General features: G+C 67.8%; 23 protein-coding genes. 13 read left to right on the forward strand and 10 right to left on the reverse strand.

The window, feature by feature from the left end; translation table 11 throughout:
• Positions 1-6 precede the first annotated feature (6 nt).
• On the reverse strand, positions 7-975 hold the full coding sequence (locus RXV79_RS06265; RefSeq protein ID WP_294371540.1) for a Bug family tripartite tricarboxylate transporter substrate binding protein: 969 nt from the start codon (positions 973-975) through the stop codon (positions 7-9).
• 129 nt (positions 976-1,104) lie between these two features.
• Between RXV79_RS06265 and RXV79_RS06270 the strand changes: the two genes are divergently transcribed.
• The 4 genes from RXV79_RS06270 (at position 1,105) to RXV79_RS06285 (ending at position 4,731) form a co-directional block, all read left to right on the forward strand.
• A complete protein-coding gene (locus RXV79_RS06270; RefSeq protein WP_294371542.1) occupies positions 1,105-1,398 on the forward strand; it encodes a helix-turn-helix domain-containing protein in 294 nt (97 codons plus the stop codon).
• The gene (locus RXV79_RS06275) at positions 1,346-1,933 is read left to right on the forward strand and encodes an IclR family transcriptional regulator domain-containing protein (RefSeq protein ID WP_231638278.1); all 588 of its coding nucleotides are present in this window, start codon (positions 1,346-1,348) and stop codon (positions 1,931-1,933) included. Before RXV79_RS06270 ends, RXV79_RS06275 begins: the two co-directional genes overlap by 53 nt.
• A gap of 129 nt (positions 1,934-2,062) precedes the next feature.
• Positions 2,063-3,868 (forward strand): mono(2-hydroxyethyl) terephthalate hydrolase, encoded by a 1,806-nt coding sequence (locus tag RXV79_RS06280; protein ID WP_316702591.1) that lies wholly within the window; start codon positions 2,063-2,065, stop codon positions 3,866-3,868.
• A gap of 101 nt (positions 3,869-3,969) precedes the next feature.
• Positions 3,970-4,731: an IclR family transcriptional regulator domain-containing protein gene (locus tag RXV79_RS06285; protein ID WP_277849201.1), complete on the forward strand. Its 762-nt coding sequence runs from the start codon at positions 3,970-3,972 to the stop codon at positions 4,729-4,731.
• A 357-nt stretch (positions 4,732-5,088) separates the two neighbouring features.
• Here RXV79_RS06285 and RXV79_RS06290 read toward each other — a convergent pair whose 3' ends face one another.
• From RXV79_RS06290 to RXV79_RS06315, 6 genes are all read right to left on the reverse strand, one after another.
• Complete coding sequence (locus RXV79_RS06290) at positions 5,089-5,949, reverse strand: carboxylesterase family protein (protein WP_277849202.1); 861 nt, start codon at positions 5,947-5,949, stop codon at positions 5,089-5,091.
• 41 nt (positions 5,950-5,990) lie between these two features.
• Positions 5,991-6,941, reverse strand: a complete 951-nt coding sequence (locus RXV79_RS06295; RefSeq protein WP_277849203.1) for a 3-hydroxyacyl-CoA dehydrogenase — start codon at positions 6,939-6,941, stop codon at positions 5,991-5,993.
• Between the two features lie 49 nt (positions 6,942-6,990).
• Positions 6,991-7,497, reverse strand: coding sequence for a bacteriohemerythrin (locus tag RXV79_RS06300; RefSeq protein ID WP_277849204.1), 507 nt, complete (start codon positions 7,495-7,497; stop codon positions 6,991-6,993).
• A complete protein-coding gene (locus tag RXV79_RS06305) occupies positions 7,494-8,558 on the reverse strand; it encodes a tripartite tricarboxylate transporter substrate binding protein (RefSeq protein ID WP_277849205.1) in 1,065 nt (354 codons plus the stop codon). Before RXV79_RS06305 ends, RXV79_RS06300 begins: the two co-directional genes overlap by 4 nt.
• Positions 8,559-8,602: 44 nt before the next feature.
• Positions 8,603-9,886: a Rieske 2Fe-2S domain-containing protein gene (locus RXV79_RS06310; protein WP_304304430.1), complete on the reverse strand. Its 1,284-nt coding sequence runs from the start codon at positions 9,884-9,886 to the stop codon at positions 8,603-8,605.
• A gap of 66 nt (positions 9,887-9,952) precedes the next feature.
• Positions 9,953-10,918 carry a tripartite tricarboxylate transporter substrate binding protein gene (locus RXV79_RS06315; RefSeq protein ID WP_294371573.1) on the reverse strand — a complete coding sequence of 322 codons (966 nt, stop codon included), beginning with the start codon at positions 10,916-10,918 and terminating at the stop codon, positions 9,953-9,955.
• A 245-nt stretch (positions 10,919-11,163) separates the two neighbouring features.
• On the opposite strand from RXV79_RS06315, the gene RXV79_RS06320 reads away from it, so the two are divergent.
• The 8 genes from RXV79_RS06320 to otnI all read left to right on the forward strand — a co-directional run bounded on the left by RXV79_RS06320 (position 11,164) and on the right by otnI (position 18,717).
• Positions 11,164-11,643 (forward strand): MarR family winged helix-turn-helix transcriptional regulator, encoded by a 480-nt coding sequence (locus RXV79_RS06320; RefSeq protein WP_294371576.1) that lies wholly within the window; start codon positions 11,164-11,166, stop codon positions 11,641-11,643.
• A gap of 97 nt (positions 11,644-11,740) precedes the next feature.
• Entirely contained in the window at positions 11,741-12,970 is a 1,230-nt protein-coding gene (locus RXV79_RS06325) for an aromatic ring-hydroxylating dioxygenase subunit alpha (RefSeq protein ID WP_294371579.1), read from the forward strand.
• Positions 12,967-13,905: a PDR/VanB family oxidoreductase gene (locus RXV79_RS06330; RefSeq protein ID WP_294371582.1), complete on the forward strand. Its 939-nt coding sequence runs from the start codon at positions 12,967-12,969 to the stop codon at positions 13,903-13,905. Before RXV79_RS06325 ends, RXV79_RS06330 begins: the two co-directional genes overlap by 4 nt.
• An 86-nt stretch (positions 13,906-13,991) precedes the next feature.
• Entirely contained in the window at positions 13,992-14,909 is a 918-nt protein-coding gene (gene ltnD / locus RXV79_RS06335) for an L-threonate dehydrogenase (RefSeq protein ID WP_294371585.1), read from the forward strand.
• A complete protein-coding gene (denD, locus tag RXV79_RS06340; RefSeq protein ID WP_294371588.1) occupies positions 14,906-15,919 on the forward strand; it encodes a D-erythronate dehydrogenase in 1,014 nt (337 codons plus the stop codon). Before ltnD ends, denD begins: the two co-directional genes overlap by 4 nt.
• Before the next feature lie 10 nt (positions 15,920-15,929).
• A complete protein-coding gene (gene otnK / locus RXV79_RS06345) occupies positions 15,930-17,213 on the forward strand; it encodes a 3-oxo-tetronate kinase (RefSeq protein ID WP_294371590.1) in 1,284 nt (427 codons plus the stop codon).
• The gene (locus tag RXV79_RS06350) at positions 17,210-17,878 is read left to right on the forward strand and encodes a class II aldolase/adducin family protein (RefSeq protein WP_294371592.1); all 669 of its coding nucleotides are present in this window, start codon (positions 17,210-17,212) and stop codon (positions 17,876-17,878) included. Before otnK ends, RXV79_RS06350 begins: the two co-directional genes overlap by 4 nt.
• 35 nt (positions 17,879-17,913) lie before the next feature.
• Positions 17,914-18,717, forward strand: coding sequence for a 2-oxo-tetronate isomerase (gene otnI, locus RXV79_RS06355; protein WP_294371594.1), 804 nt, complete (start codon positions 17,914-17,916; stop codon positions 18,715-18,717).
• 89 nt (positions 18,718-18,806) lie between these two features.
• Here otnI and RXV79_RS06360 read toward each other — a convergent pair whose 3' ends face one another.
• The 3 genes from RXV79_RS06360 to RXV79_RS06370 all read right to left on the reverse strand — a co-directional run bounded on the left by RXV79_RS06360 (position 18,807) and on the right by RXV79_RS06370 (position 22,609).
• Complete coding sequence (locus RXV79_RS06360; protein ID WP_316702592.1) at positions 18,807-20,375, reverse strand: tannase/feruloyl esterase family alpha/beta hydrolase; 1,569 nt, start codon at positions 20,373-20,375, stop codon at positions 18,807-18,809.
• 204 nt (positions 20,376-20,579) lie between these two features.
• A complete protein-coding gene (locus RXV79_RS06365; RefSeq protein ID WP_294371598.1) occupies positions 20,580-21,524 on the reverse strand; it encodes a tripartite tricarboxylate transporter substrate binding protein in 945 nt (314 codons plus the stop codon).
• Between the two features lie 185 nt (positions 21,525-21,709).
• On the reverse strand, positions 21,710-22,609 hold the full coding sequence (locus RXV79_RS06370) for a LysR family transcriptional regulator (RefSeq protein WP_294371601.1): 900 nt from the start codon (positions 22,607-22,609) through the stop codon (positions 21,710-21,712).
• Between the two features lie 96 nt (positions 22,610-22,705).
• On the opposite strand from RXV79_RS06370, the gene RXV79_RS06375 reads away from it, so the two are divergent.
• Positions 22,706-24,340 carry an FAD-dependent monooxygenase gene (locus tag RXV79_RS06375; protein WP_294371604.1) on the forward strand — a complete coding sequence of 545 codons (1,635 nt, stop codon included), beginning with the start codon at positions 22,706-22,708 and terminating at the stop codon, positions 24,338-24,340.
• The last annotated feature ends 409 nt before the right edge of the window (positions 24,341-24,749 follow it).

Below are 24,749 nucleotides of genomic sequence, written 5' to 3' on the forward strand. Positions count from 1 at the left end.
GGTTGCTCAGTCGAGGCGGACGTTGGCGCTGCGGATGACCCGGTCCCACTTGGCGGACTCGGCGCGGATGAACTGGCCGGTGCGGGCCGGGTCCCAGCCGCGCGGCTCGGCGCCCTGCTCGGCGAACTTCTGCCGCACCTCGGGCTGGGTCAGTGCGCCGGCAAAGCTCTTCTGGAGCGCGGCCACCTTGGCCGCGGGGGTGCCCGGCGGCGCCACCACCGCGAACCAGGTCACGGCGTTCATCGACGGCAGCCCCTGCTCGGCGAAGGTGGGCACCTCGGGCAGTGCTGCGGAGCGCTGCTCGTCGGCCACGCCCAGGATGCGCAGCTTGCCCGCCTGGTGGAAGGGCAGCGACGAGCTGATGTTGTCGAAGAACACGTCGATCTGCCCGCCCACCAGGTCCACCAGCGCCGGCGCCGTGCCCTTGTAGGGGACGTGGACCATCTCCGTGCCCGTGAGCTGCATGAACAGGCTGGCCGTCAGGTGCGAGGTGGTGCCGTTGCCCTGCGAGCCGTAGGTCACCTTGCCCGGGTTGGCCTTGGCGTAGGCGATGAACTCCTGCACGGTCTTCACCGGCAGCCGCGGGTTGACCACCAGCACGTTGGGCACCGTCGCCAGCACCGTGACCGGCTCCCACTTCGACGGGTCGAAGGCCATCTTCCGGTACAGGTGGTGGTTGATGGCGATCGGCCCGGGCGGCGAGGCCAGCAGGGTGTTGCCGTCGGGTTCGGCGCGGAATACCGCCTCGGCGCCGATGTTGCCGCCGGCGCCGGTGCGGTTGTCGATCAGCACGCCGGCGGGGAACTGCGCGCGCAGCTTCTCGGCCACCACGCGCGGCAGGATGTCGGCCGTGCCGCCGGCGGGGTAGGGCACGATGATCTTGAGGGCTTGCGGGGTCTGTGCCGTGGCGCTGCCGAGCAGGCAGGCCGCGGTCAGGCAGGCGGCGCCGAGGCGCCGCGCGAGGGCGGTTGTCATCCTGTTGTGTCTCCGTGTCTGACGTTCATCGGGGGTGATCCAGTGTCCGGGCCGCATGCCTTCCGCCACAAGCCGGATGTGCGGCATGCGCAAAAATGGACACCCCGGCATGCGCAGGATCAAGATGCGATGGCAGACAAGAACTTCGTGAGCTCGCTCGACAAGGGCCTGCAGGTGCTGGGCTGCTTCGGCCGGCAGCACGCGCGGCTCACCGTCTCGGAGGCGGCGCGCCTGACCGGCAGCACGCCGGCCTCGGCGCGGCGCTCGCTGCTCACGCTGCAGGCGCTCGGCTACCTCGACAGCGACGGCAAGCGCTTCTGGATGCTGCCCAAGGCGCTGCTGATCGCGCACGCCTATCAGTTCCCGCCCGATGCCGCAGCTTGCGCAGCCGCTGCTGGTCGCTCTCTCCGAGCGCACCCGTGAGTCGGCCAGCCTGGGCATGCTTCTGGGCGACGATGTGGTGATCGTCGCTCGCGCAATTGCCCGGCGCAGCCTTTCGACGGGGCTGGCCATCGGATCGCGGCTTCCGAGCTATTGCTCGGCGCTCGGCGGGGTGTTGCTCGCCGCGTTCGAGCCCCTGGAGGCACGCAGACGTGTCGACCAGATGCAGCGCGCTGCACTGACACCGCGCACCCTCTGGCGTAGCAACGACGTCGTGGCCGAGGTGGCCCGCTGCCGCGAGCAGGGCTGGTCGGAGAGCGATGAGGAACTGGAACTCGGCGTGCGGTCGATGGCCATCCCGGTGTTCGACCGTGCGGGCGATACCGTCGGCGCCATGAGCATCGCGGTCCAGGCCGACCGTATGACGATGGCGGATTCCGTTCGACCATGCTGCCGGCGCTGCGTCGTGCGCGCGATGCGCTGGCGACCCGCTTGCCGGCGGATTGTGCGCACCCGGGCCGGGCGCAGTGGAGCCGCTGCGGCGGGCATCTCGGTACTTCGATGCAAAGCGTCGTAGGGGAAACCCTGGAACGACCAAGTTTCTTTCGCGATGCGCAAATATCCTGACGCTACATCAAGCCTTCGGTCACACCATCGCGCCCGCGGCTGCAAATCAATGCCGCGAACCAGTCGAAGGAGACATAAGATGCAGACAACAGTCATCACGATGCTGCTGGCGTCGGTGGCCCTAGCCGCGTGCGGTAGCGGCGGATCCACGCCGCTGCCGCAGCAGCAGCCGCCGCAGCAGGAGCCTCCGCCGCCCCCGGTGCCCTTGGCTTCGCGCGCCGCATGCGAGGCTCTGAAGGACGGAAATGGCGACATGGTGTGGCCAAATGCCGCGACGGTCGTGGAAGTCGCTGCCTGGCGTGACGCCGCGCCCGCCACCGCATCTGCGGCGGCGCTGCCCGAACACTGCGAGGTGTCCGGCACCATCGCGAAGCGCACCGGGATCGACGGCTATCCCTACGAAATCAAATTCCGCCTCCGGATGCCCGCAGAATGGAACGGTCGTTTCTTCATGGAAGGCGGCGGCGGAACCAACGGCTCGCTGTCCGCGGCTACCGGCAGCATTGGTGGGGGACAGATCGCAAGCGCGCTGTCTCGCAATTTCGCCACCATCGCAACGGATGGAGGTCACGACAACGCAGTGAACGACAATCCCGACGCGCTCGGCACCGTTGCCTTCGGATTGGATCCGCAGGCCCGTCTCGACATGGGCTACAACTCGTACGATCAGGTCACGCAGGCAGGCAAGGCCGCGGTGGCCAGGTTCTACGGACGCGCTGCCGACAAGTCCTATTTCATCGGCTGTTCGGAGGGCGGCCGCGAGGGCATGATGCTCTCGCAGCGCTTCCCTTCCCACTACGACGGCATCGTTGCCGGTGCACCAGGCTACCAGTTGCCGAAGGCCGGGATCAGCGGTGCGTGGACCACACAGTCCCTTGCGCCCGCCGCTGTCGGCTTGGATGCACAAGGCGTGCCGCTTATCAATAAGTCTTTCTCTGACGCCGACCTGCACCTTCTTTCACAGGCAATCCTGGGCACATGTGACGCCCTCGACGGCCTTGCGGATGGCATCGTTGACAATTACCGGGCATGCCAGGCAGCCTTTGACCCCGCCACGGCAGCCAATCCTGCAAACGGCCAGGCGCTCCAGTGCGTTGGCGCCAAGACTGCGGATTGCCTGAGCCCCGTCCAGGTCACTGCGATCAAGCGCGCGATGGCGGGGCCCGTGAATTCGGCGGGAACGCCGTTGTACAACAGATGGGCTTGGGACGCTGGCATGAGCGGACTGAGTGGCACGACCTATAACCAGGGGTGGCGCTCGTGGTGGCTCGGTAGCTTCAACAGCAGTGCCAACAACGCCCAGCGCGTGAGCGGCTTCTCGGCGCGCTCCTGGCTGGTCGATTTCGCCACACCGCCCGAACCGATGCCCTTGACGCAGGTTGCCGCGCGGATGATGAAATTCGATTTCGACATCGATCCGTTGAAGATTTGGGCGACCAGCGGACAGTTCACCCAATCCAGCATGGACTGGCACGGTGCAACTTCTACTGACCTTGCTGCCTTCCGCGATCGCGGCGGCAAGATGATCCTGTACCACGGCATGTCCGACGCCGCGTTCTCAGCCCTGGACACGGCCGACTATTACGAGAGACTTGGCGCAGCGATGCCAGGTGCTGCTGGATTCGCGCGCCTTTTTCTGGTGCCGGGTATGAATCATTGCAGCGGCGGTCCCGGGACCGACCGGTTCGACATGCTGACGCCCTTGGTCGCCTGGGTCGAGCGCGGCGAGGCGCCGGATCAGATCTCCGCCTGGTCGGGCACGCCAGGGTACTTCGGGGTGGCGGCACGCACGCGGCCACTTTGCCCGTATCCCCAAATCGCCCGCTACAAGGGTAGTGGAGACATCAACACCGAAGCGAACTTCGCCTGCGCGGCGCCGCCCTGAAAGGGGCCACGTAGCGTGGCGCCTTGCACGATTGCTCCGGCAAGGTGAAGTTTTCATGCTGCGTACTTGACGATCGGGTCCTGGAAGCAGGTCAAGACGCGATGACAGACAAAAACTTCGTGACTTCGCTCGACAAGGGTCTGCAGGTGCTGAGCTGCTTCGGCCGGCAGCACGCGCGACTGACAGTCTCGGAGGCGGCGCGCCTGACCGGCAGCACGCCGGCCTCGGCGCGGCGCTCGCTGCTCACGCTGCAGGCTCTTGGCTACCTCGACAGCGACGGCAAGCGCTTCTGGATGCTGCCCAAGGCGCTGCTGATCGCGCACGCCTACCTCGCCTCGCGCGCGACGCCCACGCTGGCGCAGCCGCTGCTGGATGCGCTGTCGGAGCGCACCCGCGAGTCGGCCTCGCTGGGCAAGCTGCTGGACGACGACGCGATCATCATCGCTCGCTCCACGGCGCGGCGCAGCCTGAGCATCGGGCTGGGCATCGGCTCGCGCCTGCCGGCCTACTGCTCGGCCATCGGCCGCGTGCTGCTGGCCAGCCTGCCGCCGGGCGAGGCCGAGCGCCGCGTGCGCGCCATGCCGCGCCAGCCGCTGACGCCGCGCACGGTGTACGAGGTGCGCCCCGTGCTGGAGCTGATCGCGCGCTGCCGCGAGCAGGGCTTCGCCGGCAGCGACGGCGAGCTGGAACTGGGCGTGCGCTCCATGGCCGTGCCGGTGCACGACCGCAGCGGCTCGCTGGTGGGTGCCATGAGCATCGCGGTGCGCGCCGAGCGCATGAGCTTCGCCGAGTTCCGCGAGGCCTTCCTGGCCGCCCTGCGCAAGGCCGGCACTACGTTGGGCGAGCGGCTTTATCCCGAGTGAAGGGGAACGGCCTGCTACACCCTGTGCACTACGCCCGCGCTCAACTCAGAGACACTGGCTGTACGCGAAGACTACCGGGGTTGGACTGCTTCAAGCTCCTTCAGAAACCACGAAAATCCAACCCCGTCCAGCCCTCAAACTGACATGGGATGATGTCGAGGACCACGTGCGGAGTCTGGTCAGTCTCCTTGGGTTCATCCTTCAGGCACGTCCTTGGGCAGCAACGACTGCGTCATGGCAACCCACTCTTCTGCTAAGACAAACCCCGGCGTCGCCGACAGTGCGTCGCCTCGATTTCCAGCCAGGGCTGTACGCGAATCCCTCGGCGCCATCTTGCGTCCAGTCGCACTCTCGGCGTCAAGGCTTGTCGGGCCTCTCGAGGAAGGCGAAAACGCCAAGCATGCTTCTGTCGATGACCGTGCGGTGATCCGCGTCCTGAATCTCCTCGTAGCGAAAGATCATCTTTCGCTCTTCCATGGCATCAATCCACGTCCTAGTCATGTCGACGGGAACCGCTTGATCGACCACGCCCTGCGTGATCATCACAGGCACGGTGATCTTGGAGAGAACTTCCTGCATCCGGGGGACCATTCGTCGGGTCGCCGGCGCGATGGCCGCAACGGCGTTCCACTGCTTGGGATATTTGGATGCGAGGTAGAGCGCGCCGGCGCCTCCCATGGAATGACCGACTAGGAACGTGCGCGCCGGGTCCGTCCGGAACTCCTGCTTCGCCAGGGCCAGCACGTTCATGACGTCCTGCTCACTCAACGCCCTCAGGTTCGGGGGATCGTGGGCCGCTGCAGGATCGGGGGTGCGGCCAAGGCCTGCGCGGGGGCTGTACTCGCCGGGGATGCCATACCAGCCCCGCGGGTTGTATCCCATGGGCGCAACCACGACATAGCCGCCCTTCTCGGCCAGGTCGAGCAGCGCGCCGCGCATGAGGGTGTTGTGGTTCCCGTTCAGTCCATGCAGCGCGATGATCAAAGGCGCCGGCTTGTCTTTCCTGACCTTGCTGGAAACGAACACCGCGTAGGGCAAGTCCTCCCCGGTGGGACCGAAACGGTAGGTCCGCTGCCCGACCCGCGGATCGGGGGGCAAAGGCTGCGGCCGCGGCGATGCAGGCGGGGCGACGGGCTGAGCCGCCACGACCCCGGACAACGCCGACAAGCCAACGCCGATCGCCCATGCCCGAAGCATGTTTCTTCTGTCGAGTTCCATAGCCTTTCCTTTCCACGCCGAAATGCCGGCGGCTTCTCCGCCTATTCCCGCCCGGACCTTGCGTGCAGCGCGAACGCCATGAGGCGCAGGTCGCGCCAGTGAGACCTTTCCCGCAGTTGCGCCTGGGGCAGCAGCTTCCGGCGCTGTGCCTCGACCTCGGCGATCAATTCGGCATCCCAGCTGTCCGAATGGTCCCTCGACGCGGCGATGCGCTGGTAGAGCGGCCCCAATCGCCGGGCATAGTCGGCGACGCCGCCCACCGCATTGAGGTCGATGGTCTCGAACGGTCCCATGAAGGACCAGCGCCATCCCAACCCGTCGCGTACGGTCTTGTCGATGTCCTCCACCGAGGCGATCCCATCCTTGACCAGTGCCCAGGCCTCCCTGAGCAGCACGGCCTGGAGGCGATTGAGGACGAAGCCATCGATCTCGCGTCTCACCGTGATCGGACTCTGGTCGCATGCCAGCATCAGCTCGCGGGCGAAATTCAGAGCATCCGCACCGGTATCGGGCGAGGGAACCAGCTCGACCAGCGGGATCAACGACGGCGGATTGACCGGGTGCACCACGAGGACGCGGTCGCTGATGCGCAGCCCAGATGCAAACGCGGAGGCCGGGATTCCCGAGGTAGAACTACCGATGATCCGCCTGCCGTCGTCCAACGGCTCGAGTTGCTCAAGCAAAGCGCGCTTCAGATCCGCCTTCTCCAGAATTGACTCCTGGACGTAGACGGCATTGCGCACCGCCTCCTCCAGCGAGGCCACAACCCGGACTCTTCCGGCGACGACGGACGGGGGTTCGTCGACCAGCCCCTGGTCGGACAGCGCGTCCAACTGCAGCCGTATCCGGCCTGGCGCTGCCTCCAGGACGGCGGCATCGGCGTCATGGATGTTGACAGCGAATCCGGCCCGGGCGAAAACCACGGCCCACGCGCAACCGACCAGGCCCACACCGATGCAGGCAACGGTTCCGAAGTTCTTGGGATCTATCATGGGCATATTCATCACAAGGTTCAAAGAATTTCGCGCTCCCTGCCCCAGTTCATGCGTAGCCCTGAATTGGGGCGCCTGCACGCAGTCCGAGCTTCGAGATGAGGACCGGCGCCCCGCCCCAGCGCTGTCGGGCAAGCCAAGTGGCAAGCCCTTGGTCCATCACGCGCGTGTGGCCTGGAAACCAGTCGGCCAGCGCAATCGCGAAGGCACGAACCACATCGGCGCGCCCCTGGCCAAACGCAATCTTGACTTCGCGCAGGCTTTCCAACACGGCAGCATGCTCTTCGACGTGGCAGCGTGCCGAGTCGTACCGCGAGACGCGCATCGTCTCTTCCTCCTCAGCAAAGTGCGAGCGCACATGGCGCTCGAAAGCGGCCAGGGCGGCATCCAGCGCCCCAGTGTCCGACGACAGCAGCGCATCGACGCACCGAACGAACTCGCGATGCATCAAGTCCATGCTCTCTTCTCCGAGCACGAACCTTTCATCCCAGGCGAGCGAACTCGGGATTGGTCGTTGAACAGCCAGCGCCGCAACCGAAAGGGCTTCCTTGCTCACGGGTTGGTCCCAAGGCCTGCCTCCCGGATCACGCCGCTGAGCTTCTTCACATCACCTTCAAGCCACTTGCGCGCTTCGACCGAGCCGACGAACCTGGGCTGCACCTCCAGATCGTTGAGACTCTTCATGATGGCCGGATCGTTCATCGCATCCCGGAAGGCGGCTTCGAGGCGCTGCAATACGGGTGCGGGAGTTCCTGCCGGCGCGGAGATCGTCACCAGCTGTTCGTTTCCGTCGAGCTCCGGGTAACCCTGCTCGCCCGTCGTTCCAGCGCTGGGCAAGAGCGGCAGCCGCGTGGGCCGCTGCACGGCGATCACCCGCAGCCCTGCACCATCCATCTGCTTGACCAGCGAGCTGTAGGGCAAGACGCAGGCGTCGACATCGCCGGCCTTGATCGCGGTCAGCGCCGGTGCCACTCCGTTGTAGGGAACATGCGTGATGTTCAGCTTCTGGCCGGGATGGTTCTTCTGGAAGGCGAACCTGAACATCTCCAGTTGAAGGTGGTTGATGCCGTTGGCGCCCGTGGAGCAGATGCTCAGTCCTCCAGGCCTGCTGTTCGCCAATGCCACGAGTTCGGGCAATGTCTTGGCCGGGGTCTTGTCGCTGACGGCGAACAGGGAGGTGTAGATGCCCAGGCCCGCGATGGGCGCGTAGTCCTTCAGGCTGAACTCGTGGTTACGAACGAGCAGATGGACGAAGCCGAACGCCGAGCCGGAGGCGATGAACAGCGTGTAGCCGTCCGGCTTGGCCGTGGCTGCGGCGCGCGCTCCGACGGCGCTGCCGGCACCCGGGCGGTTGACGATCACCACCGGCTGCCCCAGGAGCTCATTGACCTTCTTGCCCAGCACGCGGGCGGTCGCATCGAGGCTGCCACCGGCGGCGAAGGGAACGATGATGCTGATCGGTCCCTGAGGAAACGCCGGTTCGGCCGCCGCGGCGCGCTGCGCAGCCGCAGCCAGAAGCGCTGATGCCAGCAGCGCGGGTAGGACCTGGCTGCCGAACTTCGGCAGTTGGAGGGCGAAGCGGGCGCGGCGCGCCAGCCCGGCGATGGTCGGGATCATACGGTGTCTCCTTGACGGACGTTGGTCTGGGATCGGACAGGCCCTTACGCCTGAACGGCAGGGGCTTCCATGGGGCGGGCCGTGCTCATGAGCGCCTCGGCCTTGTCGGGATCGAGATCCTCCGGCAGGACGGTCTGCGTGGCCCGAACGCGATAGAGATGCGGCATGAGCGAGGCCTCCGGCCGCGTGCCGCGGTCTTCGCATGCGAGGGCCGCATCGATCAGCGTCCTGCGCATGGCGACCACGGCGCGGTCGCTGCTGCCGAGGTTCTCACGCGTGCGATCCACGATCGCACCTGCCGTCTCGCACACCATCGCGTCCTGGGCGCGCACCCCTGCGATGCCCGTGAACGACACGGTCTTCTGCAACTGGCGATCGATCAGGTAGTTGTTGTCCAGGCGTTCCGTCGGGCGCGTGGTGCCTGGCACGACCTTGCGGTGCGCGACGTCGCCGTTGCACCATGCCGCCAGTTCCTTATCGCCCAGCCTGCGGTCCGGGCGAAACGTCACGCAGATCACCCAGCAGCGCTCGTCCGTCATGGGCACCCACATGCGCACCAGATGGGCGTCGTCCGGATGCGGGGGGATCATGGTGTAGAACGGCATCAGGAACTGGTTCAGGCGCCAGTAACGCTGCCCCTCGGCGGTCCTGCGTCCGTTGCAGGCCATGAAGCCGGCCGGCGTCGGCAGGATCTTCCAGACCGGTGCCTTGTCGTCGTGGAAGTATTGCCCGGTCAACGCTTGGGCATCACCTTCGGTCTTGTTGACGAGGCTGTGCAGGAAGCCCACGTGCGCGCTGTCCAGTTCGCCCTCCATCGCCTGGGCATAGTTGCAGTCCTGCTCCCAACGCGAGGCATAGATGTGATCGTCCGGCAGGCCCAGCCACTCGAAGTCGGGCAGCGGCGGCGCGTCGCCCTCGCCCATGTACACCCACAGCACGCCGCCGGCCAAGCGCGCTGGGTAGGCCGTCGCCCGGACTTTCGAGCACATCGGACTGCCTGCGGGCTCGGTGGGCATGTCGAGGCACTTGCCCTCCACCGAGAACTTCCAGCCGTGATAGACGCAGCGTACGCCCCCCGCCTCGTTGCGGCCGAAGAAGAGGCTGGCGCCTCGGTGCGGGCAATGCTCGTCCAGCACGCCGATGCGGCCCTCGGTGTCGCGGAACACCACCAGCGACTCGCCCAGAAGGGCGAGGCGAACCGGCGGTTCGTCCGCGGCGGGGATCTCGCGCTCGAGCATGGCCGGCGTCCAGAAGGAGCGCATCAGCTTGCCCATCGGTGTCCCCTGGCCGGTGCGGGTCAGGACGTCATTGTTTTCTTTGCTCAGCATGGCGGTATGAAGTAGCTATTGGGTTTCGCGAAGATGGATCTGAAGAAGCCGGACGCACCACAGACATCAGTCGGCCTTGGCCCCAGACGCCTGGATGACAGGGGCCCACTTCAAGATGTCGGCACGGATGCGCTGGTCGTATTCCTGGGGGCTGGAGCCGACGGGATCCAATCCCATTTCGAGCAGCTTGTGCGCAAATTCCGGCGTGTGCGCCGCGCGTGCGATGTCCGCACTGATCTTCTGCACGATGGCCGCCGGCGTGCCCGCCGGCGCAATCACGCCGACGCTGCTCTGGGCCGACACGCCAGGAACAGTCTCGGCGACCACCGGGATGTCGGGCACGCTGGCCGGGCGCGAGGGACTGAACAGGGCGATGGGCTTGAGCTTCCCAGCCTTGATGAGGCCGGCGCTGGCGTAGTAGGTGTCCATCAGCAGCGGCACCTGCCCGCCCATCACGTCCTGTTGTGCCGGCGCGCCCCCGCGGTACGGCACGTGGACGATGTTCACGCCCGCCTTGACCTTCAGAAGCTCCATCACCAGGTGGTGCGCGGTGCCGCTTCCCGGGCTCGCATAGCTCAGACGCCCGGGCTGCCGCCGGGCGAGCTCCAGCAACTCCGCGAGATTGCCCGCCGGCAGCGACGGGTTGGCATCCAGGATGATGTGCTGCACACCCACCTCCGACACCGGCTGGAGATCCTTCAGCGTGTCGTAGGGCAGGTTCGACCTCAGCGTCGGATTGATCGCATGGGACGACACGGCGATGCCTAGCGTGTAGCCATCCGGCGGGGCCTTGGCGACCACGTTGGTCGCCAGCACGGCGCCGGCACCCGGCCGGTTGTCGACGACCACCGGCTGGCCCCATACCTCGGAAAGCTTTTGCGCCAACAGCCGCCCCTGCGCATCGGTCGAGCCACCCGGCGGGAACGGGATGACGAGCCGGACCGGCCGGCTGGGCCAGTCGTCCTGCGCGTGGACCGGCGAGGTCATGGCCAGCGGAAGCAGCGGCAGCGCCAAGCGCATCCTGTTTTTCATCGTGTGTCTCCTTGGCCCGTGGCGGCCAGTGCGTTCTCATCTGCACGTACATCCAGACCCATGGATCGACGATGTAACGATTGCATTATGCAAGTATTTATTTCGCCTCACAAGGGCCACCGACAAAGGGAGACCTCCTTCGGCTAGGCGATTTCCCTAGGATCGAAAGGTTGCAAATCAAGGAGAAGTGGGCATGACGGCTATGCTCGGGACGCAGCAGCCCCTGCCGCAGACCTCTCGCATCCATGGCCACCAAGAAGAAGTTCGCCCTCGAACACTGGATCTCCTACCGATTCGGTCTGATTGCGTCCCGCATCGGCACCGTGATGGCCGCCCGCTACGTGGCCGCCCATGACCTGCCCATGCCTGCATGGCGTTCGCTGGCCGTCATCGCGCGCTTCGGCCCTCTTTCGGCGGGCGAATTGGGGGAGCGGACATCGTCCGACCCGTTCCGCGTCGTCCGCGCCATCGACCTGCTGGTCAAGCGCGGCCTAATCACGCGTACACCCGACCCTTCGGACAGACGGCGCGCCCGCCTGGAATTGACCAGCGCCGGGCGCGCGCTCTACGAGGAAATCGAGCAAGGCGCAATCGCCAACGAGAAATTCGTCCGCGCAGGCCTCACTGCGCAGGAGATCCGGCTGCTCGAGAGCATGCTGGACCGCATCGATGCGCAAGTGCAGGCGCTGAGCGCGGGCGTGTCCGAGCCCACCCGCGCCGAGTAGACCGGCCGGCAGCGTCTTGCGACGGGTTGATATTACTTGCATAATGCAATTAATAGGGCTCACGTTCGAGCCTTGCCAACTCCCGCGAGACAACCCGATGAACGAGCAAGATACTTCCACCACGCAGCCCATCCGCTTTGTCGGCAAACGCCAGCAGGGCGGCGGCTACGGCAAGCCGCCTGGCCGGTCCGATGACTTCCTGACACAGGTCGAGCCCGGCACGCCCTGCGGCGAGTTCATGCGGCGCTATTGGCATCCCGTGGGCGTTTCGTCCAAGGTCACGACGGACCCCGCGCGGGTGCGCATCCTGGGCGAGAACCTGATCTTGTTCAGGGACGGCCAGGGGAAAGCTGGCCTGCTGCACGAGCACTGCGCTCATCGCGGCACCTCGCTGTACTACGGCAAGGTCGAGAACGAAGGCATCCGCTGCTGCTACCACGGCTGGCTCTTTGCGGTCGACGGCAGTTGCGTGGAGCAGCCCTGCGAGCCCGGCGGGGGGCAGCACCGCGACAAGTGCCGCCAGCCTTGGTATCCGGTGCAGGAACGCTATGGCCTCGTCTTCGCCTATATGGGGCCGCTTGACGCGATGCCCCCCCTGCCGCAGTACGACGTGCTCGAGGACCTGGGGGCGGACGAGGAACTGCAGCAGGAGGACAAGAGCTTCTACATCGGCGGAGGCGTCTCCCAGGACAAGCCTGTGGCCCCGTACAGCTGGCTCCAGAACTTCGAGAATGTGATGGATCCCTTCCACGTGGTCATCCTGCATTCGCGCTTCAGCGGCGTGCAGTTCCGCGAGCAGATGGCGGCCATGCCCGCCGTGGAATGGGAGCAGTGCGACCACGGTGTCATGTACCGGTCAGTGCGCCAGACCAAGGAAGGCACCCTGACGCGGATCACGCAGACACTGCTTCCCAACGTGCGCATCGTCCCGTCCATCGAGCTGGCGCCCGGCCAGGGCCGCGAGGTGGCCTGGCTGGTGCCGGTGGACAGCCATCACCACCGCACCTTCGGTGTGGCGCGGGTGCTCAAGAGCGAAGACCCACTCTATTCACGGCGCTCGCGCATGGCGGTCTTCGAAGGCAAGACCTGGTGGGAGATGACGGAAGACGAGCACAAGCGCTTCCCGGGCGACTACGAGGCGCAATCCACCCAGGGGAGCATCCCCGCACACAGCGACGAGCATCTCGCCACCAGCGACAAGGGCCTGGTGATGCTGCGCCGGATGCTGGCCCGCCAGATCCGCGTGGTCCAGGAGGGTGGCACCCCCGAGGGCGCGGGCCAGGACGGCGCAATGGTCTCGGTCAAGGCGGGAAACTTCTTCGAATGAGCGGCGAGCGCTTGTTCGACGTAAGGGTCGTGGCGCTGCGCGAGGAGGCGCCTGGCGTGGTTTCCTGCGAGCTGCAATCGACTTCGGGCGAACTGCCCTCTTGCCCGCCCGGCGCGCATGTGGACGTGCATCTTCCCAACGGGCTCGTGCGCCAGTATTCGGTCGCGTCAGCCACGGCAGACAGCTATCAGGTCGCCGTCAAGCGCAAGCCGGCCAGCCGAGGCGGGTCCGCGTTCATGACCGACTCGTTGCGCATCGGCAGCCTGCTGCGCATCGGCGCTCCGCGGGACAACTTTCCGCTCGTCGCGGCCAACGGCCGTACTGTGCTGATCGCGGGCGGTATCGGCATCACAGCGCTGCTTCCCATGGCGCGCCTCCTGGCGGCCCGCGGACTCGACTGGACGCTGCACTATGCGGTGCGGGCCCCCGAGGATGCCGCCTTCAAGCGCGCACTGCAGGACCTGGGCGACCGGATCCGCCTCCACGCCTCCTCGACGGCGGGATGCCGGCTTTCCATCGAGGACATCGTCATGCAGCAACCGGCCGGCACCCACTTCTACTGCTGCGGGCCGGCGTCGATGCTCGATGCCTTCCTGGCGGCCACCACATCGCTGCCGCCCGAGCAGGTGCACTTCGAGAGGTTCGGGGCCGAACCCACCGCCGGAGGGCAGGAGTTCGTCGTTCGACTGGCGCGCAGCGGCCAGGTGCTGCCGGTGGCCGCAGACCAGACGATCGTCGACGCGCTGCTGGCCGCCGGAGTCGATGCGCCCTACTCCTGCCAACAGGGCATCTGCGGCTCGTGCGAAGTCAAGGTCCTGCAGGGCAGCCCCGACCACCGGGACGACGTACTGACGGAGGCGGAGAAAGCCTCCAACAAGACCATGATGATCTGCTGCTCGCGCGCCTGCTCCCCCGAGCTGGTGCTCGACCTGTAGCAAAGCAGCCGGCCGTTGCGGGCTTGAAGGGCGCCGTGCTCCTTCGGCATCGTGCGGCGCCTTGCGTCAACCACCGGAGACATCCCATGCTTCAACCCACCATCGGCCTGATCGGACTTGGCGCCATGGGCGCCGGTATCGCCACCACATTGCGCAGGCAGGGCCACGAATTGCGCGTGTGCGACGCGCAGCCGGGGCGCGCGCAGGACTTCGCCGCCGAAGGCGGCCTCGCCTGCGCCACACCGGCCGAAACGGCGGCCGGCTGCGACGTGCTGGTCTCGGTGGTGGTCAATGCCGAGCAGACGGAAGCCGTGTTGTTCGGCAAGCACGGCGCTGCCGCAGCGATGTCGCCCGGCAGCGTGTTCGTGATGTGCTCAACGGTCGATCCTTCCTGGTCGACGGCTCTGGAAGCGAGGCTGGCCGAGCACGGCATCCTCTACCTCGACGCACCCATCTCGGGCGGTGCGGCCAGGGCGGCCAGTGGTCAGATGACGATGATGACGGCCGGCGCGCCGGCCGCTTACGAGAAAGCCGGCGGTGTGCTCGACGCCATGGCCGCCAAGGTGTACCGTCTGGGCGACCGGGCCGGCGCCGGCAGCAAGGTCAAGATCATCAATCAGCTCCTGGCCGGCGTGCACATCGCCGCGGCGGCCGAGGCCATGGCACTGGGCTTGCGCGAGGGCGTCGATGCGGCCGCGCTGTACGAGGTCATCACCCACAGCGCCGGCAACAGCTGGATGTTCGAGAACCGCATGGCCCACGTGCTCGCCGGCGACTACACGCCGCTGTCGGCGGTGGACATCTTCGTCAAGGACCTGGGGCTGGTGCTCGACATGGCGCGGGCCAGCAAGTTCCCGCTGCCCCTGTCGTCGACGGCGCACCAGATGTTCATGCAGGCCTCCAGCGCCGGCTTCGCCCGCGAGGACGACAGCGCCGTGATCAAGATCTTCCCCGGCATCGACCTGCCGGCTGCCCGCCCTACCCTCACCGACGCCTCGTCATGAACGTCCTCATCACCGGCGGCTGCGGCTTCCTGGGCGCCCGCCTCGCACGGACCCTCCTGCAACAGGCCAGCCTGCCGCTGGCCGGCGCACCTGCACAGCCCGTCGAACACATCCTGCTGGCCGACCGCGCGCCACCGCCGGCCGACCTGCAGGCCGACGCGCGCATCCGCGTCCTCCAGGGCGATCTGCTCGACCAGGCCGCGTCCGGCGCGCTGCCGCTGGCCGAGGTCCAGCTCGTGTTCCACCTCGCGGCCGCCGTCAGCGGCGAATGCGAGGCCGACTTCGATCTCGGCATGCGCAGCAACCTCGACACCACGCGCGCCCTGCTCGAAGGCTGCCGCCGCGCCGGCCATGCACCCGTGTTCGTCTTCTCCAGTTCGGTGGCCGTGTTCGGCGATTCGCCGGAACAGCCACTGCCCGCAGTGGTGGACGACCGCACGCTACCGACGCCGCAGAACAGCTACGGCATCCAGAAGTTCGTCGGCGAGCAGCTGGTGGCCGACTACACGCGCAAGGGCTTCGTGCAGGGCCGCAGCGTGCGGCTGATGACGGTGAGCGTACGGCCCGGCCGGCCCAACGGGGCGGCTTCCAGCTTCCTGTCCGGCATGCTGCGCGAGCCGCTGGCCGGTGAGCGGGCGCGCTGCCCGGTGCCTCCCGACACGGCCGTCGCGCTGGCATCGCCCGGCAACACGGTGGCAGGCATCCTGCGCGCGGCCACTGCCGGCGCGGCCGAGTGGGGCGCGCGCACGGCGGTCAACCTGCCGGCGTTGACCACCACGGTGCGGGAGATGGCCCAGGCGCTGGAGCGCATCGCCGGAGCGCAGGCGACCGCGTTGATCGACTGGTCGCCCGACCCCGGCGTGGCAAGGATCGTCACGGGCTGGCCCAGCCGCATCCACGCCCGGCGTGCCGCGAGCCTGGGACTGGCCGCCGACCCGGACTTCGACACCGTCCTGCGCCAGTACGTGCAGGAGAATCCGCAAGCGGTGAAGCTGCCGCTGAAAGGCTGACGACAAGACCATGGCCAACCTGCTTCTCGGCTGCATTGCCGACGATTTCACCGGGGCGACCGACCTGGCCAACAATCTGGTGCGCGCCGGCATGCGCGTGGTGCAGACGATCGGCGTGCCGGAAGCCCCGCTGGACGCCGAGGTGGATGCCGTCGTGGTGGCACTCAAGTCGCGCACCATCCCGGCACCCGAGGCCGTCGCGCAGTCGCTCGCTGCGCTGCGCTGGCTGCAGGGCCAGGGTCGCGGCGGGGTCGCGCCGCGGATCTACTTCAAGTACTGCTCCACCTTCGACAGCACGCCGCACGGCAACATCGGCCCCGTCGCCGAGGCGCTGATGGATGCGCTGGACTGTGGCTTCACGGTCGCCACGCCGGCCTTCCCGGACAACGGGCGCACGATTTTCAAGGGCTACCTGTTCGTCGGGGACGTGCTGCTCAACGAGAGCGGAATGCAGAACCATCCGCTCACGCCGATGACCGATTCCAGCCTGGTGCGCGTGCTGCAGGCCCAATGCACACGCAAGGTCGGTCTGATCGACCACGCGGTGGTGGCGCGCGGCGCCGATGCGGTCGCGGCGCGCATCGCGCAGCTGCAGTCGGAGGGCGTGGGCATCGCCATCGTCGACGCGCTGTCGAATGATGATCTGCTGCGCACCGGCCCCGCGCTGGCTGCGCTGCCGCTGGTGACGGCGGGCTCGGGGCTGGCCATCGCCCTGCCGGCCAACTTCGGTCTTGCGCCTTCGGCCCGCGCCAGTGCGCTGCCACCGGCCGGCGGACTGCGCGCGGTGGTCTCGGGCAGCTGCTCGCTGGCCACCAACCGGCAGGTGGCGGACTTCGTGCGCCGCGGCGGCGCGGCGCTGCCGATCGACCCGCTTCGCATCGCCGCCGGCGTGGACGTGGCGGCCGAGGCGCTCGCATGGGCCGCGTCGCGCATGGCACAAGGGCCCGTGCTGGTCTATTCCACGGCCGAAGCGAACGTCACGAAGGCGGTGCAGGAACGGCTCGGCGTGGAAGAGGCCGGCGCCATGGTGGAGCGCACGATCGCGGCGGTCGCACGCGGCCTGGTCGAGCGCGGCGTGCGCCAACTGGTGGTGGCCGGCGGCGAAACGGCGGGCGCCTGCGTGCAGGCGCTGGGCATCGCCCAGCTGCAGATCGGTCCGCAGATCGATCCCGGCGTGCCCTGGTGCCATGCCCGCAGCGGGGCCGCCGCGGACGGCGGCCTGCATGTCGCCCTGAAGTCCGGCAACTTCGGCGGCGATGACTTCTTCACCCGCGCCTTCGAGGCACTGCCATGAACGAGGCACACGCGCGCGAGGAGATCTGCCGCATCGGCGCGAGCCTGTTCCAGCGCGGCTACGCGCATGCCAGCGCGGGCAACATCAGCGTGCGCCTGCCCGGCGACGCCGGCTTCCTCATCACCCCCACCGATGCCTGCCTGGGCTTCCTGGACCCGGCGCGCCTGGCGCGACTGGACGCACAGGGCCGGCAACTCGACGGCGACCGCGCGAGCAAGACCATCGCGCTGCACACGCGCATCTATGCCGCCGCGCGCGCCTACGAAGCCAACATCGCCTGCGTCATCCATACTCACAGCACACACTGCGTGGCGTTGAGCCTGCAGCCCGAAGGCAACGAGCTGCTGCCGCCAATCACGCCCTACTTCGTGATGAAGGTCGGGCACGTACCGCTAATTCCCTATCGTCGCCCCGGCGCACCCGATGCGGCCGAGGCGGTGGCACAAGCCATCGAGCGCTACGGCGCGGCAGGTGCGCCGCTGAGGGCGGTGATGCTGGAGCGCCTGGGCCCCAACGTGTGGCATGACACGCCTGCCGCGGCCATGACCGTACTGGAGGAGCTGGAAGAGACCGCCAAGCTGTGGCTGCTCTCCGGCCGCCGCTGCGCGGTGCTCGACGAAGCCAGGATCGCCGAGCTGCGCACGGTCTTCGGGGCGCGCTGGTAGCGCCCTTTGCTCTTTTCTTCCCGCGACACGCCGCCATGCCCCGCTTCGCCGCCAACCTCTCGATGCTCTACACCGAGCTGCCCTTCCTCGACCGCTTCGCCGCCGCCGCGGCCGACGGCTTCGAGGCGGTGGAGTACCTCTTCCCCTACGAGCATGCGCCCGCCGACCTCGCCGCGCGGCTGCGCGACCACGGCCTCGAGCAGGTGCTCTTCAACACCCCGCCCGGCGACTGGGCCGCCGGCGAGCGCGGCCTGGCCTGCCTGCCGGGCCGCGAAACCGATTTCCGCGACGCGGTGGCCAAGGCGCTGGACTATGCCCAGGCGCTCGATTGCCCGCGCATCCACCTGATGGCCGGCCTGGTGCCCGAGGGCCGCACGCGCGACGAACTGCGCCCGCTGTACATCGACAACCTACGCCGCGCCGCCGAGATGGCCGCGCAGGCCGGCCGCGAGGTGCTGATCGAGCCGATCAACACGCGCGACATCCCCGGCTTCTTCCTCAACCGCCAGGACGAGGCGCACGCCATCGTGCAGGCCGTCGGCGCGCCCAACCTGAAGGTCCAGATGGACCTGTACCACTGCCAGATCGTCGAGGGCGACGTGGCGACCAAGATCCGGCAGTACCTGACGACGGGTCGCGTCGGCCACTTCCAGATCGCCGGCGTGCCGGGGCGGCACGAGCCCGACGTGGGCGAGCTGCACTACCCCTATCTGTTCGACGTGATCGACGAGGTGGCCGCGCAGTGCGGCTGGCAGGGCTGGGTCGGCTGCGAGTACCGGCCGGCGCGCGGCGCGGTGCCCGGCGGCACCAGCGACGGGCTGGGCTGGATGCGGCGCTGATCCTGGGGATCGCGCCGCCTGAGCATCCCGAGTGACCGGCACAGCTCAGGAAGAGTGGCTGGCGCCTTCGTCAGGCCGCAGCGCGGGCCTCACCCCGGCGTAGCGCATGAGTAGCTTTGTGCGTCATCGACATTCCCCTGCCCGTCGTAGGCGGCCTCCTGCGGATAGGGACAATGCGGCCGCGTGCTTTGCGTGCCCGGCTTGGAACCGACGATGGCCTGCGGCTCCTTGCCATGCTCCACCCAATCCTTGAGCGGCGCCACCCAGTCGACGCTGCCATGGCCCGGTCCGCCGCTGCAGTGGCCCATGCCGGGAACCATGTACAGCTTCATGAACCGCTCTACCGCGGCGGGGCTGCCGAACACCGACTCGACGTTCGCCCTGTATTCCAGCGTGCCCATGGGATTGACGCCTGGATCGGTCCATCCGTGATACATGATGATCTTCTTGCCCGCTTCCGCAAACCTGCGCAAGTCCGGATTGGTGGCGTTGTACGTCTGCTTGGCCGTTTCCATCCGATGGGGATCCGCGCTCCAGTCGAACTGCGTCAGGTAGTCGAAGTCCGGCCGATCCGGTTCAAACAGGAGGTATTGGAAGGCATCCGCCATGACCGTGTGCAGTTGCGGGGTTCTTGTGCCGTTGGTGATGAGCCAGTCGGGCCACCCCCCTTGCGTGTTCTCGGAACCCACCGGCAGCGCCAGCACGCTCACGTCCGGCCGCCCCTTGTACACCCCGACCAGCGCCGCCTGCTCTTCCGCGGTGAGGCAGTCCGCCCCGCCCGAGGGACCGCACATCGGTACGTGCACGAGTGGGTCGAAGTTGCAACGCAGAGGATTTCTGATCTGGCCATCCTTCACGCCGTCCAGCGCGTCGCACCCTGGGTAGTTCCCTCCGTTGCCGTTGTAGACGATGTTCCCGATCAGGTCCCGTTTGGCCGGCGAGATGACGGAGCCGCCCGCAATCCCGCTCTTGTACAGGTGCTGCAGCAGCGCCGGCGCCGACATCTGTTGGCGCGTGTAGTTGTAGACCGGCGCGCCCACGGCATAGCCGTCGAAGTCCTCCGGGAATCGCTGCGCCTCCATGAGCCCTTGGCGCCCGCCGGTCGAACACCCGTTCCAGTACGAATACTGGATCTTCTCGGGATAGTGGGCGTTGACGATCTCCTTCGAGACAAGCGCCGTGAGGTGCACGGCCCGGTAGCCAAAGTCGATCTCCATGTCTCGGCCGAACTCCGCGTCGTAGCCAAACCGTGCGCCGGATTGCGAGCGGATGGATGCATCGTGTCCGGTATCGGTCGACGAGGTGGCGTATCCCTGGCGCAATGCCGATTCCATCGCGCTGAACGAGATCGAGCCCGCCTTGCCACCGTTGCCGACCATCTGGAATCGTCCATTCCATTCTTTTGGCATGAACACGGCAAACTTGATATTGCCCCGGATGGTTCCCCGAACGTCGCAGTGCGCCGGCAAGTCCTGCGCCTGCGCAACGTCGGTGGCCGAGACGATGACCACGGCGTCCTGTTCCGATTCGAACCGAGACGCGAGGTCGGCGCAGGCCAGCGGCTCGGGAGGAGGCGTGTTGCCGCCCGTGGCGCCGCCGCCGCCCTCTCCATTGCCTCCTTCATTGCCACCGCCGGCCACGGGTGGAATCGGGAGCACGCTCGGGCCTCCCCCTCCTCCGCCGCATCCTGCGGCAAGGCCGGCGCCCAGTGCAATGGCGAGCAGTCGCCCTCTCGCTGTAAATCGAACCCTCATGGATGTCTCCTTCATTTGGTCTTCGTCGAAAGTCCACGCGCGCACGCACCCCTGAACCGAACGGGATCGGTCCTCGCTGATTCCCAACGTGCTTGCGCCCAGTCAGCCCTAGTCGGCCGTGATGCCGCCCTTCTTCACCACCTCGGCCCAGCGCGCGGCGTCCTTGGCCACCAGGCGGGCGAAGTCGCCGGGGCTGGAGACGGCGGGCACCATGCCCTGCGTCTCGAAGGCGGCCGCCACGTCCGGCTGGCGCAGGATGCCGGCGATCGCGCCGTTCAGGCGCTCGACGATCGCCGGCGGCGTGCCCTTGGGCGCGAGCACGCCGTACCACATGTCGACGCTGCCGGTGTCGATGCCGGCCTCGGCCAGCGTCGGCACGTCGGGCAGCTGCGGCACGCGCTGGTCGCTGCCCGCGGCCAGCGCCTGCAGCTTGCCCGCCCTGATGTGCGGCAGCGCCACGTGGACGGGCAGGAACATGAAGTCCAGGCGGCCGCCCAGCAGGTCGGTGACGGCGCCGGCCGTGCCCTTGAAGGGCACGTGCAGCATCTCGATGCCGGCCTTCTGCGTCAGCAGCGCCATCGCCAGGTGGTGCGGCGTGCCGACGCCGGGCGTGCCGTAGGTCAGCGCGCCGGGGCGGGCCTTGGCCTCGGCGACCAGCGCCGGGACGGTGGCGGCCTTCTGCGCCGATGGGTTGCGCACCAGCAGCAGCGTGCCCCAGGAGGTCTGCGCCACCGGCGCGAAGTCGTTGACCGGGTCGTAGGGCAGCGACTTGTACAGGCTCTTGTTCATCACCAGCGTGCTGACCTGTACCAGCAGCGTGTAGCCGTCGGGCGCGGCGCGCGCCACGCGCTCGCTGCCGATGTTGCCGCTGGCGCCCGGCACGTTGTCGACGACCACCGGCTGGCCCAGCACCTGCGGCAGGCGCGCCGACAGCTGGCGCGCCACCAGGTCGATGCCCGTGCCCGGCGTGTAGGGCACGACCAGCGTGATCGGCCGGTCCGGCCAGGCCCAGGCGGACGCGGCCATGGCGCAGCCGGCCGCGAAGATGGACATCCAACGAAGCATTCCGAATCTCACCTCTTGTCTCCTTCCGCCGGCCCGTCCGGCTGCAGGTGGTCTGCGCTGTGTCAAGGCATGGCGCCTCGAACGGTGGCATTAGGCCATCGACGCAGGGACAAAGAGAAATTCAGGAGTCACATGAATTCATATGAGTTCCATATGGGATGCGCAGGACGGCGTCAGCGCGACATCCGCGGCAGGTCTTCCGACAGCACCTCGTCGAAGTCCTTCATCGCCTGGGTCTGGGCCGCGCCGCGGCGCGCGATCCGGTAGAAGCCCAGCTTCATCTGCGGGCTGCCCAGCAGGTCGATCTGCACGCTGTGGCGCCGGCAGGCGGCCACGGCGAAGGTCGGCATGACGGCCACGCCGAAGCCCGCCTCCACCATCGAGATCATGGTGGCGATGAAGCTCACCGGCTGGCTGCTTTCCTGCGCCACGCCGAGCTTGTGCAGGTGCAGGTCGACGGCGCGCTGGATCGGGTTGTCCGCGGGCAGCGTGATCAGGCGCGCCGAGCGCAGCGAGGCCCAACTGGCGCGCCCCAGCGCCGTGGGCGGCGCACCGGCGGGCGAGACCCGCATCAGCGGGAACTGCGCGATCTGGCGGCGCACCAGCCCGGCGCTGACCTTGAAGAAGAAGCCCAGGCCGATGTCGGCCGCGCCCGACTCCACCGCCTCCTGCACGCCGCCCAGGTTGTCGTCCAGCAGCTGGATCCGGATGCCGGGATGGTCGTCGCGGAAACGCGCCAGCATGTGCGGCAGCAGATGGGACGACACCAGCGGCGTGGCCGCGATGCGCAGTTGCTGGCGCGTGCGCTTGCCCATGGCGTCCATCTCGGCCGTGGCGTCGTCCAGCTGCGCCAGGACGGACTCGGCGACGACGGCGAAGCGCCGGCCCGCCTCGGTCAGCACCACTGCGCGCGTGGTGCGGTCGAACAGGCGCGCGCCCAGCTGCCGCTCCACCTCGCGCACGAGGATGCTCAGGCCCGCCTGCGTCATGTGCACCCGCTCGGCCGCGCGCGTGAAGCTGCCGGCGCGGGCGACGTGCAGGAAGGCCCGGATCTGGCGCGTCGAGAGATTCATATGGCGCCATTATCAGTTCATGTCATAGCTAAATTTGCCTGATGCATCGGCCTGGTGCCTAATTTCCGGATCCACGGAAAAGAGAGAGCACGCAGCATGTCGAAGCAGGAGATTTCGAGGGACCAGGACTGCCAGGTCGCCATCGTCGGCGGCGGGCCGGTGGGCATGGGGCTGGCCATCGAGCTGGGGCAGCGCGGCATCCGCTGCACGCTGGTCGAGCGGTACCCCCAGCCGCAGCCCATCCCCAAGGGTCAGAACCTGACGCAGCGGACCATGGAGCACTTCCATTTCTGGGGCGCGGAGCAGGCGCTGCGCGCGGCGCGCACCATTCCGCCGGAGTACGGCATCGGCGGCCTGACCGCCTACGGCTCGCTGCTCGGCCCCTACCACTACGACTGGCTGCAGCGCGACCTGGTGCGCCCGTACTACTTCACCGCCAACGAGCGGCTGCCGCAGTACGCCACCGAGGCGGTGCTGCGGGCGCGCGTGGCCGAGCTGCCCTCGGTGCGGGTGCTCTATGGTTGGGAGGCGACGGCGGTGGCGCCCGCGGGCGACCACGTGACGCTGACCGTGGCCGAGCGCGGCGGCGGGGCCGCGCGGACGCTGCGCGCGGACTGGCTGGTGGGCTGCGACGGCAGCCGCTCGCTGGTGCGCACGCAGGCCGGCATCACGCAGACGCTGTCGGACCATGACCGGATGATGGTGCTGCTGGTGTTCCGCTCGCGCGGGCTGCACGAGCTGCTGGCGCGCTACCCCGGCAAGTCCTACTACAACGTGCTGCAGCCGCAACTGGACGGCTACTGGAAGTTCTTCGGGCGCGTGGACCTGGGCAGCACCTGGTTCTTCCATGCGCCCGTCCCGCCGGGCACCACGCGCGACAACTTCGACTTCCGCCGCTACCTGCACGAGGCCGTGGGCGCGGAGTTCGAGGTCGAGTTCGAGCACATCGGCTTCTGGGACCTGCGCTTCGCCGTCGCCGACACCTACCGGGCGGGGCGCGTGTTCGTCGCCGGCGACGCGGCGCACAGCCACCCGCCCTACGGCGGCTATGGCGTCAACACCGGCTTCGAGGACGCGCGCAACCTGGGCTGGAAGCTCGCCGCGGTGCTGCAGGGCTGGGGCGGCGAGGCGCTGCTGGATTCGTACGACAGCGAGCGCAGGCCGGTCTTCGAATCGACCGCGCGCGACTTCATCGCCCGGTCGATCGAGACCGACCGGCAGTTCCTGCATGCGTTCGACCCCGGGCGCGACCGTCCCGCCTTCGAGCAAGCGTGGCGCGTGCGCAGCGAAAGCGCCGTGGGCGAGGTGCATGCCTTCGAGCCGAACTACGAAGGCTCGCCGGTGGTGGCGCCGTGCCCCGACGGCCGAGGGACGGGCGGCAGCGCGGTCGGCTCGCACGCCTTCCAGGCCCGCCCCGGGCATCACCTGGCGCCGGCGAGGCTGTCTTCGGGCGCCAACGTCTACCAGCGGCTCCAGGGTCGCTTCACCCTGCTGGCCTTCGGCGCGGAGCAGGAGAAGGTGGATGCCCTGCGGGAGGCCGCGCGGTCGGCCGGCGTGCCGCTGGATGTGGTCGAGGACACGGCCGAAGACGAGCGGGCACGCTACGACGCCCGCCTGATCCTGGTGCGGCCCGACGAGTTCGTCGCCTGGACCGACGCGGCCGATACCGGGCCGTTCGACGCGGACCAAGTCCTTGCCATGGCAGTTGGCGCCATGCAGAAGATATCCTGATAGTGCACCAGGTCCTTGGCCCCATCAAGAAGTCGAGCGAAACCTGTCCGCGTCAGACCTCGGGATCAACAGTTACCACTCGGGCAAAGTCGCGCCGATTGGCATTGGCGGCAATTGCCAATGGGCCGGAGTCTTTTCGTAACCCACAATGGGGCGAGGATGCCATAGCACGCCAAATGCCGAGGCCGCTTTCTGCATCCACGCGGGGGCGACCTCGGGCAAGACTTTGACGCCGTGCCCTACCCTCGGGCCAATAAGCCTCCTCGAGTCGGCCAAGCTCCTGAGCCCACATGGATGTGCGCGTGAGGTAGTCAGGCCGCGCGCAAGTGCGAAGGTATCTCATCGGTGGAGAAGCGCCGCGGCAAGCGGCGTTCGTCAGTTTGAAAAATAGAAAGGTCGCTGCATGACG

It is taken from the genome of Piscinibacter gummiphilus, assembly GCF_032681285.1.
GTDB classification, from domain to species: Bacteria; Pseudomonadota; Gammaproteobacteria; order Burkholderiales; family Burkholderiaceae_C; genus Rhizobacter; species Rhizobacter gummiphilus_A.